This is a genomic window from Paenibacillus lutimineralis, assembly GCF_003991425.1.
Taxonomy (GTDB): domain Bacteria; phylum Bacillota; class Bacilli; order Paenibacillales; family Paenibacillaceae; genus Fontibacillus; species Fontibacillus lutimineralis.
This window is the reverse complement of record NZ_CP034346.1, coordinates 2,168,421-2,180,762: the sequence shown is the minus strand read 5'-3', so window position 1 is coordinate 2,180,762 and position 12,342 is coordinate 2,168,421. Positions and strand designations below refer to the sequence as shown.

General features: G+C 38.4%; 17 protein-coding genes. 3 read left to right on the top strand and 14 right to left on the bottom strand.

What is annotated here, in order from left to right; all coding sequences use genetic code 11:
- Nucleotides 1-250: 250 nt before the first annotated feature.
- The 14 genes from EI981_RS09020 to EI981_RS08955 all read right to left on the bottom strand — a co-directional run bounded on the left by EI981_RS09020 (nt 251) and on the right by EI981_RS08955 (nt 9,601).
- Entirely contained in the window at nt 251-622 is a 372-nt protein-coding gene (locus EI981_RS09020) for a helix-turn-helix domain-containing protein (RefSeq protein WP_126997378.1), read from the bottom strand.
- Nucleotides 623-770: 148 nt separating this feature from the next.
- A complete protein-coding gene (locus EI981_RS09015; protein WP_126997376.1) occupies nt 771-1,319 on the bottom strand; it encodes a hypothetical protein in 549 nt (182 codons plus the stop codon).
- Nucleotides 1,320-1,388: 69 nt separating this feature from the next.
- On the bottom strand, nt 1,389-2,486 hold the full coding sequence (locus EI981_RS09010; RefSeq protein WP_126997374.1) for a hypothetical protein: 1,098 nt from the start codon (nt 2,484-2,486) through the stop codon (nt 1,389-1,391).
- Nucleotides 2,487-2,512: 26 nt separating this feature from the next.
- The gene (locus tag EI981_RS09005) at nt 2,513-3,118 is read right to left on the bottom strand and encodes an Ntn hydrolase family protein (protein ID WP_126997372.1); all 606 of its coding nucleotides are present in this window, start codon (nt 3,116-3,118) and stop codon (nt 2,513-2,515) included.
- Entirely contained in the window at nt 3,118-3,834 is a 717-nt protein-coding gene (locus tag EI981_RS09000; RefSeq protein WP_126997370.1) for a hypothetical protein, read from the bottom strand. Before EI981_RS09000 ends, EI981_RS09005 begins: the two co-directional genes overlap by 1 nt.
- Nucleotides 3,835-4,087: 253 nt before the next feature.
- Nucleotides 4,088-4,351, bottom strand: coding sequence for a hypothetical protein (locus EI981_RS08995; protein ID WP_126997368.1), 264 nt, complete (start codon nt 4,349-4,351; stop codon nt 4,088-4,090).
- Nucleotides 4,352-4,365: 14 nt separating this feature from the next.
- On the bottom strand, nt 4,366-4,926 hold the full coding sequence (locus tag EI981_RS08990) for a hypothetical protein (RefSeq protein ID WP_126997366.1): 561 nt from the start codon (nt 4,924-4,926) through the stop codon (nt 4,366-4,368).
- A complete protein-coding gene (locus EI981_RS08985) occupies nt 4,923-5,570 on the bottom strand; it encodes an HK97 family phage prohead protease (RefSeq protein ID WP_126997364.1) in 648 nt (215 codons plus the stop codon). Before EI981_RS08985 ends, EI981_RS08990 begins: the two co-directional genes overlap by 4 nt.
- Nucleotides 5,567-5,848: a hypothetical protein gene (locus tag EI981_RS08980; protein ID WP_126997362.1), complete on the bottom strand. Its 282-nt coding sequence runs from the start codon at nt 5,846-5,848 to the stop codon at nt 5,567-5,569. Before EI981_RS08980 ends, EI981_RS08985 begins: the two co-directional genes overlap by 4 nt.
- Before the next feature lie 209 nt (nt 5,849-6,057).
- A complete protein-coding gene (locus EI981_RS08975; RefSeq protein WP_126997360.1) occupies nt 6,058-6,354 on the bottom strand; it encodes a hypothetical protein in 297 nt (98 codons plus the stop codon).
- A gap of 146 nt (nt 6,355-6,500) precedes the next feature.
- Entirely contained in the window at nt 6,501-8,732 is a 2,232-nt protein-coding gene (locus EI981_RS08970; RefSeq protein WP_126997358.1) for a phage NrS-1 polymerase family protein, read from the bottom strand.
- Nucleotides 8,733-8,743: 11 nt separating this feature from the next.
- The gene (locus EI981_RS08965; protein WP_126997356.1) at nt 8,744-8,929 is read right to left on the bottom strand and encodes a helix-turn-helix domain-containing protein; all 186 of its coding nucleotides are present in this window, start codon (nt 8,927-8,929) and stop codon (nt 8,744-8,746) included.
- Nucleotides 8,930-9,154 carry a helix-turn-helix domain-containing protein gene (locus tag EI981_RS08960; protein ID WP_227011774.1) on the bottom strand — a complete coding sequence of 75 codons (225 nt, stop codon included), beginning with the start codon at nt 9,152-9,154 and terminating at the stop codon, nt 8,930-8,932.
- A 42-nt stretch (nt 9,155-9,196) separates the two neighbouring features.
- Entirely contained in the window at nt 9,197-9,601 is a 405-nt protein-coding gene (locus EI981_RS08955; RefSeq protein WP_126997352.1) for a hypothetical protein, read from the bottom strand.
- Between the two features lie 174 nt (nt 9,602-9,775).
- On the opposite strand from EI981_RS08955, the gene EI981_RS08950 reads away from it, so the two are divergent.
- The 3 genes from EI981_RS08950 (at nt 9,776) to EI981_RS08940 (ending at nt 12,244) form a co-directional block, all read left to right on the top strand.
- Nucleotides 9,776-10,396, top strand: a complete 621-nt coding sequence (locus EI981_RS08950) for a helix-turn-helix domain-containing protein (protein WP_126997350.1) — start codon at nt 9,776-9,778, stop codon at nt 10,394-10,396.
- 147 nt (nt 10,397-10,543) lie between these two features.
- Nucleotides 10,544-10,882, top strand: a complete 339-nt coding sequence (locus EI981_RS08945; protein ID WP_126997348.1) for an excisionase family DNA-binding protein — start codon at nt 10,544-10,546, stop codon at nt 10,880-10,882.
- 54 nt (nt 10,883-10,936) lie between these two features.
- Nucleotides 10,937-12,244, top strand: coding sequence for a tyrosine-type recombinase/integrase (locus EI981_RS08940; RefSeq protein ID WP_126997346.1), 1,308 nt, complete (start codon nt 10,937-10,939; stop codon nt 12,242-12,244).
- Nucleotides 12,245-12,342: the final 98 nt, after the last annotated feature.

The window sequence follows — 12,342 nt, the reverse complement described above, 5'->3', positions numbered from 1 at the left end:
GCTGAGAAGCCTTGATACATAAGGCTTCTTTTATTTTTATCCATTGTGATTTAATCACAAAACAAATGAGTTGACGCAAAATTGACGCAAAAAAAGCCGATAGCTTATGATAAATATTCATAAGTGCCGACTTTAAATGTCAAATACAACTCACATCAATTCATACTTCTTTCCGGTTATTATTTCAGTGATGGCTAGTTTACATCGATCGGGCAAATCGGTTTTATATGGGTCAATCAACACCCTCTTGTCACCGTCCTTCATGTAATGTGCAACCACTCTTAATTGTTTCCGGTATTTCCTCACCATCTTCACCTTCCGTTTGATCCCCCTTATAAGTCCCGTTTTTTATGGCCCTTTTAATCGCATTTGCAATAAGTTGATGTATGAAGACCTGTGTTTCTTGTGAGAACTGGTTGATATGTATTTTGGGGATTGGCTCTTGTTCTTTAATTAAATTGTTCTGATATTCCTCAACCCATTCTCTTTTTATCTTCCAGTAACCTCCGTCTTTATATGCTCTTATTTGCTTGGCATTTATTCGGCGTTTTAAGGTAGGTTCACTTATGCCCAAGAATTTAGCTGTTTGTTTTAGACTCATGATATGCGGAATACTTTCCATTCCACTCACTCCATTTTACAAGTTTTACTCATTTTTATTGGCAATTCAACTTTATATTATACGAAACACAGGCCCTACCTCCTACAGAGACATTGATTCTAACAAAAAAAAAGTCCCACCTCTTGGTGAGACTCTTCATTCATTCAGTTTATTTCATATTAGTTGCTTCTGTAATTTGTAATTCGATCTCAGCAAGCTGCCGTTGGGCTTCTGCTAGATCAGCCTTGTATTTGGCTAGCTCTTCGTTTCTGCTATCAAGTCGACTCTTGTAAGTCGCTTCTGATTCCGTGCCTTTTGTATTGTCGGCGTCTTTTTGGGCGTTAGGAATGATATCAGATTCATACAACTTTATAGATCCTTGTAGTGAAGTGATTTTTCTTTCAGCGGCTTCCTTCTTGATATTAAGTTCGTCAATAGCTATATTGCTTGACGTTGTTGTTTCTGTACCCAATGTAATCACCTTCTTTTTAGTGTCAACAGTTAGGGGCGTTCCCGTAGCTTTAGACATTGCCCGGACAGGTACATAAGTTGATCCGTTTAAAATCGCACCTTCAGCGATCTTTTTCCCATCCTGATTTTGAATAGTATAAACTCCTGTAACCTTCGCCCCAAAAATACTTTGAATTGAATCTGCAAACGCTGGCATAGTGGAAAATATAAGAGCACCTGCTATAAAACCAACAACGAATTTTTTCAAAGTGAACACTCCTTAGGAAATAATTTCTACTTCCTATTATCGTCCACTATCGACAAAATTTAAATAATTCTACGGAATATTCACTTGTGCTAATAACTGTCCTGATCTACTCCACAGTTTCAAGTTCCTTGTTCCAGGATCGAATGTCATGTTATATGCCGTATAATCCAATTCACCCTGTAGGGATCTTCCAGATCCTTCTGATTTTAGCTGATCCCAACTTAAGACAGAAACGCTGCCGTATCCTCTTAGTCTAATTTCTGAAAATTCAGCGGTTAATCTGTCGCCACTCATATACAAGCCGGATGAAGAACTTGGAAGGCTTATAGAAGCCGTGGACGATCCTGTTTTGAAATATAAGTCCGGAATTGAATTTGGATATCCTAGCGACCTCATTTCGATTGAATTAGAGGAAGATGAACCAACCTTAAACATTCTGTCCGAACTGCTCATTTCCGCACGGGGATAATTCCCAGATGCTGATGTCTGAATGAGCGAACCAGTTAGGAAGGCAGAACTCAGCAAATCTTCATAATAAGGGATACGGACATGTTCCGGTATCGGTTGATCCGGGCCGAAGGAGATGCCGTTTTGATCTATTTTCGCAACAATCAAGTTTCCACCAATCTCTACTCCAGATAGATTATCAAACACATGTCTTATCATTTCTCCTGCGGTTTTATTTCCAGCATCCAACATAGGTCTTATTAAGTCTTGTGCTTCGTCTGCATAAACTCCTCCAGTATGAGGTATTGTTTCGGTAGGCGATGCCTTGTATGTGTGAATTTGAAAATTATCGCTCGGTTGAACGATATGAACTTGAACAGCTCCGTCCTTGTATTCAGCAGCTAGAACCGCTACATCTCTAGTTTTTGGATCTAAACCGTTTACTATATCAGGATGCATTTTCGAAAAATAATTGCAGCTTTCAATAACCACCTTTTGAAGCTCTTGTATTGTCTTATTTTTAGCTGTTCGGAATCTTTCCATAGTGATATTGGCCACACCAAGGCTACCACTCATAAACACTAAGAGATCTCCAATTCTAACCAATTTTCTAAATGGCTCTATCAATCTATACATCCGTCCGTTAATTTGTTTTACAACCGCTGTATCAGCAGCAATCATTAAGCAATCGTTATTTTGAAAACAAACACAAAGACTCATAATATCATCTCCACATGCTATATTTACTAAAAAGAAAGAGTCAACATATCGTAAGTATCACTTATATAACTATCACGCTGTGCTGTGTGTTCTACAAGCTCTACAGCCAATTTCTGAACGTTCCCCAGTGTCATTTCTCCTAAAGATGCTATACGGGATTCTAGCCACATGCTAGGGGCATAAACAGCCCTACTTAACCCCCAAGTTATTCCTGCTTCAGGCGGTTTTGTGATAACCGGTTCAAAATCTTCAAAACAGCTTATTCGACCTAATCCAAAATGTCCATCTTGTAAAAGACCGGCAATATGGTAGGTAACTTCTAATTGATCCTTAGATATGCCATCATCAAGGAGAGTTATAATATGTCTTCTGAAAACATTTATGATACTCTCTACAGACATGTCATCATGAATCAAAAAGCTGCAATCGTTAATAATCTTTTCCGCCATTCCTCGGAAATTACCTAATCCGTCTGGTAAGTAAACTCCAGAGAACCCCACCATTACATTGTTGTTTACCTGGTATATTTTTTTTACATCATCAATCTGTACTCCAGTTTCTAACTGTGACCTCCGTCGATCAGCCACCATTACAGCAAAATTAGGGGAGGCAAATGCCGCTACCAATGTCATTAATAGTTACCTCCTCCACGGCTAGTAGCAAAAACTTGACTAAAAACAGATGCAACAATGCGCCCCAGTGAATTAACTGGTGTTATCTCTATTTCATGCCACCCGCGCTGCACTTTCCCGCTATCATCCTTAGACAAATACGGAATAATATCAAATCCATCTACGCTCGTAGTGAGGCCAGGAATGAGATTTCCATCTACTCTAACCTCAACTTTAGAAGGCGTTGGTCCTTTGAAAATACCAAACACCATATCGTGTGTATGGGGAGGAATATTTACTAGGTGTGAATGTTTAGGAATTACAACTTCATGAGTATGATCAATGAAATGAGAATGTGATAAAACATCATGTTCATGTGGTGGAATTGTTACTGAATGCAAATGCTGACCATCCCGGGTAATTGGTGGAGCGTAGTTTTTGTTGGCTTCATTTCCGTGATTGTGACTTCCTGCGGTTCCACCGTGATCATGGCTTCCCCCTTCAGAAGTTGGGTATGTTCCTCCCCCACCAGATGTAGCCATGCCCCGAACCACATTACCGCTCAAAATCATTCCACCAGCAACAAGATGACCATTTTGCACAATGGCACCATTCCCATCAATACTATAACCATTTCCGTTTAGCGTAGTAGGAACAGAAGCCCCGCCATCTTCTGTAGCTTTAATTATTGATCCACCATATTCAATAGATCTGGTATAACACAACCACTTATTCATATGATTTAATCTTCCTTTCCATTTAAATAATTTATCTTTTTTAGTTAAATTAACAGCCTAATAATCTCTACTTATTTCTTATTGTTTGCTGGCATTTGCCGACGACTAGGATTATCTATAAGCAATCACTGCAAAAGCGGCCATTTTCGGGTTACCCCCCTTTCATGAAAATTTTATCCGCGGTGTGAACGATGGACCCACGCCGGTCCCTGGCCGAAAAAAATCTGATCTCGAAGGGAGGGGGGGCTCCCCCCTAGCCACTTGCAAAGAAATTTTCATCTAACTTCACAGTGAGAGAGATACAATCTTCTAAAATGCCTGTTGCTTTAGTTTCATTATTCTTAAACTCATGATTAATAGCGTAGTGTTCTTTGCCATTAATCAGTAATTTAGCATTCAATACAAACTCTTCGATCATATGATCCTTAGCTATCTTTAAAGCTCCCTTATGGTTCGAACTTGTCGGTGTCACAAAACTGAAATCGCCACCTGCGTACACCAATTTACAATTTAACATTTTGGGAACCTCCCTTACTTGTATACATGAACACGTTCAATAAGCAGTTTATTAATAAAGTCAAAAACATCAATTCCTGCTCTAGTGATTCCCTTTAATCCTAGTTTTTCTTTATTCGTATCATTGAGGCGATTTGACCATGTACTAACATATGACTGGATACTTTTATTTTTCTTGTTCAGTTCTTCTAGAGCAGCCAAGCCTTTCATCATTTCCGTTCTCTGTCTTTCTAGCGCCTTATACAACGACTTTGTTTTCGACTCAATATCATTAAGCCGTTCTAATTGCCCCTCGATCTCTTCTGTAATCATTGATTGAATGACAGGATTGTTATGGTCTGATAAAGCTTCGATTATGTCTTTGCGTCTCTGTATTCTTTCAGCTACTTCCTTAATCTGATCATTAATGCTATCGATCTCATTACCAGTTGTACTGGTTATCGCTTCAATATACTGTTGCTTCAGTGTATCCATGATCTTGTTGTCCTGCTTTTGTTGTTCTCTTAATTCAGATAACCTTTTAGCTACCGCCTGTTGTTCTATATTAATTTTCTCGCTCAAGTTCATAGTTTTCATTTTCCATAAACCTCCTGAAATTGTTTTCTATATTCCTCTACATCCTTTGCCAATATTTCTATCTCATCGGCAATCCTGACCTCATGCTTATCACCGCATTGAATCAATAACGGTGGAAGGGGCTCGATGTTATCCCAATTTAAGTCCGCCAATCGCGGATCCTTTGCGTCCGTTGTACAGAACGTCAGCTTGTTAGCAGGACCGTTTGTCAGGCAGATTTCATAAACCCTGATTTTCCTGTAATCCTCGATAACGATAGAGTCACTAAGTCCCAGGGATCGGAACGACTCAGTCAAATTCTTCTCTTGTACTACGTTTCGCTCTTTCTTTATATTGGTGAAAGAAAGGGAACAATGTCGTAACGCCGCACGCTTTACCTTTTTGTACACGCTCCAACCAAACGGAGTGTTTGGAATGAGTTTGAAATATATTCCTGTGTCGGTCACCTGAATAAAGAGATTGTCGTTTGTTGATCCGAATGTCTTGGTGAAGTCATGAAATAGAGTCATGCCAACCAATTTATCAAAGCGTACCGACTCCCGATTTGTTTTTTGAGCAGTAAACGAGTCGTCCGAATTGACATCGATATAGCAGTCATTGAACGGCATAGCCATTCCATATATCGCTTTTTGAATTTTTTTCACCCTCTATCATGTGGATTTCTTTCCATTAGCTCTTTCCAAAAATCAAAATCATTTAGCGGTTCAATTTCCTCCTGAGGCTGCACCCTGTTCCTGATAATGTCATATCGCAAATTTAATCTTGACATAAACATATCCAACTGCTCAGGTTTCTTCTTGCTATACTCGTTAAATATGAGCCTAAGCAACGTTTCAAGTGTTCCGAACTTTGTTCCATCTGTTGACAGATAAAGAACATTACCTTCATAACGGATCTCAAAGCGCTTTACTTTCTTTTTCAATCGTATTCACCGTCTTTACCATGTTATTTATAAGAACAGCTCTTCAATCTCTGAGCAACATTTCACCTTCTCCATTAAGTCTTTAATAATCTCTTCTCTTGAAAAAGTACTTTCATTCTCACCCTTGATCGTTAGAACTAGGTCTAATAGTTCCTTCTTCAGCGAAATAACCATAATCAAAGTTAGGAGTTTACAATGGTCCGTTTTCACTAACCTCTTTTCTTTATGATGAATGCCATGTACTTATTTGCTTGCTGAACTGCAATATCAAAGGGAACATTGTCCACAATTGATTTAAGTGAAATAGATCGTTCCTTACCTGGTTGCCAAGTTTCGCGCCATGCGCTCCACTTACTACCATTCATCATGATGAAGACATGGCTGTTACTGTTGTACTGTGCTTCATATGCTTCACCGGAGATAAGAGGGAGGAATCCTGCCTTCTTAGCCCTTTTATCCATTTGCTCTATCTCGTTTAAACGAATTATTTCATTTGCTGTTGGCATGATTACCTTCCTCTCTGAAACTTTTATTTATATACCTCTGAAAAAGGGGATAAAGGGGAATTATCAAGTAATCCCTTGATACATAAGGCTTCTTAGGCGTTTCTTTTTCCTAAACTTAATCTGATTAAGTAGGGGATTAATTGAGATCACGCTATTTCACTAGATTGACTAAGCTCGATCAATCTCTTAGGTCTTCCTCTGCCTGGTATGGTCTTCACAGTAATAAGGCCGTTATCTTGCATCTTCTTTATAGCCCCTTGAAGCTCGTCACTTTTAACAGTCCCTTTGAATAGATCGTTAATATCAGTCAAAGTAAGCCCTTCTGACTTCTCCTTAAGCCTACTCAATATCTTGCTGATGATAGGATCATTAGTAAGTTCCTGTTCTCCAAAGATGAACGCCACCGATTTATAACAGTAATCCCATACAGCTAATGCAGCCTTTAGATGCTCCACTCGGACAACGTTTGACATGTCCAGCAAGGCGTATATGCAAGCCAAGCGCATTACGTAAGGAATAACCCGACTTGTTGAAGCTCCAATAATACCAGATGCATCACGTTGTAGAGGCTCATAGATACGTTCCCATAGCTTATTTGCTGCTTCATTACGTTCCATGGGCAGTGGATCGCCATTATTATCAACCGGCATTTCATTCATGGCATAATCACAAGCTTCCTTTATTCTGTCAACGATCGGCCCAACGTCTAACTTGTGGAACTCGCCACCGCTTGGTAATGATTTTGATTGCTGAACATACAGCCACAGGAAACGGTTCACAAACCCGTTATGAATCTCATTCCCAGTCAATAGCTTCCTAAGCTCCTCAGGTGTGATATGCCCTAGAATGGATATATGAGAGTTTGAAGCTTGCATTGGGTTCTTGGTTAATGTCCTTATCTCACCGTTGCCATCCCAAGCGTTACGGATTATTGCTGACAATGTATTACCATCCCTGCGCAATACGTTAAGGACTGAACCGAACTCACTTTCAACGACTAGCAAACGCTTGTCCTCAACACCTGAATCTGTGATAACTTCCTCATATTCACCTGTTGACTTTTTATCCTTGCCTTTGCCCTCTACAACTGGCCTTGATTCAATTACTTGATCCCTAACAGAATATATAAGTCCTTCTCCGCTTGATAATCCTGACTTCTTACGGGTATTGAACTCTACATCAGCGGCATTCATGAGCTTTAGAACTGGATCAAGTGACGTTCCCTTCTTCCCTCGAAAGGTTGCTCCAACCAGCACAGCAAACAGTCTCATACGATGTTTACCGCCTGATACAACAAAGTGTGGCCCATCACCAACCATGTTTCCGAACATTGTTATGAAATTGATAAGTACTGCAGCCGGATCAGCTTCAGTATGCGGATCAATGAACCTTACAATATCGCCAGCTAATCCATGTAAAGCTGGTTCACCTAACTTTCCATCAAATTCCGGTTTAGGATCAAAAATAAAATCAAAATCGGACTCGTCAAACTCATTTCGCTGTGATATATTGTTATTAAATTGAGTTTTATTAATGGGTTGTTTGTAAGCCACTACAACACCCTCTAACGCTTTACTTATCGTTCGTTGACAGTAGTCTTCGCGTTCCCATTTGTCACGCATCAAACCGCTGTTCCTGAACAAACGGTCAATTTGTTCAGGATTTTTTGTGTAGAAGGCAAGCATGTTACATAAGGCTTGTTCTGCTTCGCTCTGACTGTTGTAAGAACTCCACTTGCCAGAATATAACCTTTCAAATCTATCACCGTTTTTTGCCTTCCTAGCAAGCTCTATAATGACTTCATCATCTTGAACTGGTAATTCTGAATTATTCTTAATTAGGTCATTTTGTTTAGGGAATAAACGATCATACAACATGTTTAATTCCTGTTGACGTTCTTCTATTGTTAACGGTGAACCTTTCACATGATCACCAGTAACAACAAAGAAACGCTCCTGATCGTACATTTCAAATATCCCCGTTCGATTTCTTTCCCCTGGTACTCTTCCTTTGATAATTACGTGAATACCATTCTTGCTCTGGCTCCGTTCAGTATAGCTATTAAAATTAAGAATGATTTCCTTTACATCTTCTTTTATTTTTCCCTTAACAACACAATGGTCAATATCAATGCCAGTGAATGGATCGTTAGCTGCGAATACGTAGCCGATTCCAGACATAACCTCCGACTTTTGCTTATAGGCTTCCATGGCTTCTTCAAATGTTGACCAATGTTCTGGATTAGTGGTAGAAGCTCGTTCACCATCTAAGTTGTATGGAACTTTAGTCGCTTTATCACCTTCTCTGCGCTGTTCAAGTTTCCACAATACCCATTGTTTACGTTGCTTGAGCTCAACTGGTATGTTATTTACTAGCACTTAACCACCACCTATGCCTGTTTCGCTTGTAAATGTTCACCACGTAGCCAAGCTTCAATAACATCTCGGTGAAACAAGATCCGGTTCCGTACTCGAGCATGTGGAATCTGTCCCTCCCTAGCCATTGCATAAACCGTAGTTTGCGATACGCCGATTAGTTGAGCAGCTTCACTTACTGTTAATGTGATACGTTGCATTTACGCCACCACCTTGTTAATGGTTTTTAATAGATTCCCAATGATTTCGTCCTCTTTACCGATAGCGATATGATCCATGGACACGCCATAAGCTTTTAAGAGTCTAATGAATGGATCAAATTTTGCCTTTCCGCTGTCCTTCTCGTACTTTTTCAAAGTCTTCGGAGTAATGCCACCAAGTTCAGCAGCTTCCTTCAAAGATAATCCGCGATTTAAACGAGCCATTTTCAATGTGATTTGATACATGTGAATCGCCCCCGTTATTCGTTATTCCGACTTGCCTAATATAACGATCCATTCGCCGTCTTCATCTAACCAATGATCCTTTAGACCATATCCGTCTCTGATATGATTTAAGATCGTATCAAATTCAAGAACTAACTCCACACTGTCATTGCACGGATCTAATCTGAACTTAATGTCTTCTTCCCGTTCCCGGATCGCCTTGGCTGCGTTTTTTATTTTTCCAAGAACATTATCAAACGTTTCCATGTCATGATTGAATAGGTTTGAAAGAATTGTTCCCACAACTGGTGTAAGCTCCTGTTCTACATCAAAGTCTGTCAATTTCCCTTGTTCGGCCTTGTCCAGTACATCCAGGCATTCGCGAATTGGTAATACACCCAAATTCTCCTGTAGGTACTCCGCATAAGTCATTTTTTCGATTCCCATTGATTAACCGCCCTTCCAAATAAGATAAATACTCTTATCAATTTGCTCAGACATCTGATCATTTTGATATCTATAAGATACCAGAAGGAAAATAATGTGTCAAGATAATATGTTGTATATATTGAGCAAATTGTATATACTTTAAAGCAAAATAGAGTGAATGGGTGATAAAATATGATAAAGTGTAACCTGGCAGTTTTGTTAGCTGAAAGAGGAATGAACATTTCCGAATTGTCTGAAAGAACCGGGCTTTCTAGAAATACGCTAAGTGCTCTCCAAAACAATACAGGGAAAGGAATTCAATTCGACACAATGGATTCGATTTGCAAATTTTTAGATATCACCCATTGCGAATTATTTACATATGCCGATGTAGGGTTTAATGGTATTTTTACACACCCTAATAAAAAACAGATCCATTATGATTCTCATGGATTATTAAATATCGTTAAATATTCAGGGTTTTACGAAGTAGAAATTTTCTATAACGAAACAGTAATTAAAATGCAAGGACTATTAAATACAGACACTTATCCCAGATTCACACATGTTGTTTTCTCAGTTAAAGATAAAGCCCGTCTCGAGAAGATCCCCTTAATTTTCAGACAAGAAATATTCAACGATATAATTGACATCGCATTCAACGAAATAAATGTTTCATACGATCTTCCGATTAAGATAGAAAAAAACTCTGTTGGAATTAAATTTTTAGATGATGATTTTATAAAAAAAGAAATAAGGGATTTTATTATTTCTCAGGATGGAGAAATAGACGAATTTTTAGAACAATCTTAGTGTTTAATCCCCTACTTAATCAGATTAAGTTTAGGAAAAAGAAACGCCTAAGAAGCCTTATGTATCAAGGGATTACTTGATAATTCCCCTTTATCCCCTTTTTCAGAGGTATATAAATAACCGCTATCTAAGGAGAATGGATTTGATATGAGTTCAATCGACTTGATTTATGTACTAATTGAAGAAATTAAAAAGAACATAAAAGAGGAAGTAAAAAGGGAACTGAGGGCTGAGTTAAGAGCATCTATTAAGAATGAAATTATTAGGGATTTAAAGGCTGATTCAATGGAATTAGATCAACAATACGATGAAATCATGAATGTGGATCAAGCAGTCTTGTATCTAAAGACATCTAAATCAACAGTTTTCAGAATGACTAAATCCAAAGAAATTCCTAGTTATAAAATGGGTCAACGTAGATTCATAAAAAAATGCGATCTTGACCGTTACATTGAGGGGAAAATAAAAGAGGGTATTACAAAATAATTTCGTAAATTCGTTTGTTGCGTATACATAGTACAAAGTAAAGGAGTGAATGAAATGGCTAATATAAGACAGCGTGGAAAAAACTCGTATGAATTTACTGTAAGTACTGGAAAAGGGCCGAATAATAAGTATGGACGAGAGACTACAACTATAGAAGTTACCGAGAAAATGAGTCCAAAAAAGTTACAAGAGTATCTTGAATATGAATACGCAAAGTTTAAAGAAGAAGTGAAAAGCGGTAATTATATTAAGCCGAGCAAAAAGACATTTGAAGAGTTTATTCCAATGTGGAAAACACATTATGCTATTTCCAAACTTTCTCCGACAACTTTAGAGACATATGAAGCTCATATAAATTCCAGATTAATTCCAGCCTTCGGTTATATGCAACTCGATCAAATAAAGCCTGGACATATCCTAGATTTTCTAAAACAATTAGAAAGTCCTGAAGCACGACTAAACAAGCCTAAACATAATAATGAAAATGAAGAGTCACCGGTTGAAGTATCTGCTTTAGACTTTGAAACTATTGGATACATCTATCGCGTTCTTAAAAATATATTCTCAAGAGCTACAGACTGGAAAATGATCCTTTCCAATCCTATGGAGGGGATAAAAAAACCTACAGCTCCTATTGAGATTAGAAAACAAAAACAACTTGAGCAGAAGAACAATCCGCAGTACTATAATGAAAAGGAAGCGCAAGACGTTGTAGAAGCTCTCTATAGTGAGTCACTTAAGTGGCGCTTGTTTATTCTTGGATCTATGCTTGGAGGTTTTCGAAGGGGTGAACTTGTTGCATTAGAATGGCCACAAGTATCTTTTGAAGAAAATAGCTTTTCGATTGAAAATAATATCCCTTTAACTAAAAAAGGGAAGGCTATTGAAAAAGACCCTAAATCATTAAGCTCTATTCGATCTGTAGACATGCCAGAATGGTATATGGAGGAAATGCAGCTCTACCTTCAAGAATGGGAAGAAGAAAAGGAGTTACTAGGGGATAAATGGGCCGGAGAAGACCGAAGATTTGTCTTCCACAATGGAAAGGGAGAAGCCTATTATTATAAGCATCCTTCCCGTTGGTGGGAGCGTTTTTGTAAACGTCACAATTTACGATACATAAAGTTCCATGGACTTAGGCACAGTATGGGGACTCTTCTTATTGAAGATGAAGACGAATCAATGATAGATCCCCTTTTAATTGCCATACAAAAAAGACTTGGGCATTCTAGGTTATCAACCACTTCAGATATTTATGTCCATGTCACAAAGAAAGTAAGAAAAAAGACTACAGCGAAATTCGAGAAATTTTCACGTAAAAACATTGTTTCTCCTGAACCATCTCCCGATACTACAGAATAATTATTGACGCAAAATTGACGCAAAAAATGCCGCAAAATCATATAAAAACATGGTAAACCATAATAACGATATTTTAAAAAACCTTGATATACTGCGGT

What these genes read in the sequence shown, in the direction of transcription:
- EI981_RS08940 (WP_126997346.1), top strand. Translation starts at nt 10,937, where the DNA reads ATGGCTAATATAAGACAGCGTGGAAAAAACTCGTATGAATTTACTGTA.
- EI981_RS08990 (WP_126997366.1), bottom strand. Translation starts at nt 4,926, where the DNA reads ATGAAAACTATGAACTTGAGCGAGAAAATTAATATAGAACAACAGGCG.
- EI981_RS09005 (WP_126997372.1), bottom strand. Translation starts at nt 3,118, where the DNA reads ATGACATTGGTAGCGGCATTTGCCTCCCCTAATTTTGCTGTAATGGTG.
- EI981_RS08995 (WP_126997368.1), bottom strand. Translation starts at nt 4,351, where the DNA reads ATGTTAAATTGTAAATTGGTGTACGCAGGTGGCGATTTCAGTTTTGTG.
- EI981_RS08950 (WP_126997350.1), top strand. Translation starts at nt 9,776, where the DNA reads ATGATAAAGTGTAACCTGGCAGTTTTGTTAGCTGAAAGAGGAATGAAC.
- EI981_RS08945 (WP_126997348.1), top strand. Translation starts at nt 10,544, where the DNA reads ATGAGTTCAATCGACTTGATTTATGTACTAATTGAAGAAATTAAAAAG.
- EI981_RS08965 (WP_126997356.1), bottom strand. Translation starts at nt 8,929, where the DNA reads ATGCAACGTATCACATTAACAGTAAGTGAAGCTGCTCAACTAATCGGC.
- EI981_RS08960 (WP_227011774.1), bottom strand. Translation starts at nt 9,154, where the DNA reads ATGGCTCGTTTAAATCGCGGATTATCTTTGAAGGAAGCTGCTGAACTT.
- EI981_RS08975 (WP_126997360.1), bottom strand. Translation starts at nt 6,354, where the DNA reads ATGCCAACAGCAAATGAAATAATTCGTTTAAACGAGATAGAGCAAATG.
- EI981_RS09020 (WP_126997378.1), bottom strand. Translation starts at nt 622, where the DNA reads ATGGAAAGTATTCCGCATATCATGAGTCTAAAACAAACAGCTAAATTC.
- EI981_RS09010 (WP_126997374.1), bottom strand. Translation starts at nt 2,486, where the DNA reads ATGAGTCTTTGTGTTTGTTTTCAAAATAACGATTGCTTAATGATTGCT.
- EI981_RS08955 (WP_126997352.1), bottom strand. Translation starts at nt 9,601, where the DNA reads ATGGGAATCGAAAAAATGACTTATGCGGAGTACCTACAGGAGAATTTG.
- EI981_RS09000 (WP_126997370.1), bottom strand. Translation starts at nt 3,834, where the DNA reads ATGAATAAGTGGTTGTGTTATACCAGATCTATTGAATATGGTGGATCA.